Source organism: Tepidimonas charontis (assembly GCF_007556685.1).
GTDB lineage: Bacteria > Pseudomonadota > Gammaproteobacteria > Burkholderiales > Burkholderiaceae_C > Tepidimonas > Tepidimonas charontis.
The window spans coordinates 1-679 of record NZ_VJON01000111.1 but is presented as its reverse complement, the minus strand read 5'-3'; the positions used below and the strand labels follow the sequence as shown (position 1 = coordinate 679).

1 pseudogene is annotated in these 679 nt (G+C 61.7%); it reads left to right on the top strand.

Annotated elements, in window-relative coordinates:
* A pseudogene (locus Tchar_RS13610) lies at positions 1-679 on the top strand (DDE-type integrase/transposase/recombinase); the annotation flags it as partial.

Sequence of the window (679 nt, the reverse complement as noted above, 5' to 3'; positions counted from 1 at the left end):
ATCCGCGCCGAGATCCAGGTCAGCAAGGAGCCCATGAGGGTTCTGGCCCAGCGCTTTGGCGTGAGTGTCTGCACCACCAGCCCGCTGGAAGAAGCGTGCATCGGTTCATGACGCCTCCCATACCCCTCATCGACTGCAAACCACGCTGACGCCGGCCCAGGAGTCCATCGTGCTCGTCTTGCGTAAAAGCCTGGGCCTTTCGCTGGATGACCTGCTGGCAGTCGTACGCGAGTTCATCCATCCGACCATCTCACGCGCTGCCTTGCACCGCATGCTCAAACGCCATGGAGTGTCGGCGCGCGAGGCATTGAGCGTGGATCGCCCCAGGACCAAGCCGTTGAAGGCCTACCAGCCCGGCTTCGTCCACATCGATGTGAAGTACCCCTGCCGCAGATGGCGGACGAAACCACGCGGCGTTACCTGTTTGTGGCCATTGATCGCGCCACCCGCTGGGTGTTGGTGCGTGTCTATGCCAGCAAGAGCGCTACCGACGCCTGGCGCTTCCTGAAGGAATTGCACAAGGCCGCTGCCTTCCGTATCCGAACGATCCTGACCGACAACGGCAAGGAATTCACGGATCGCTTCATCACACGGGGAGAGCGTACGCCGACCGGCAGGCATCAGTTCGATCAGCTCTGCGAGGAGCTAGGCATTGAGCATCGCCTGACCCGCCCAAAAC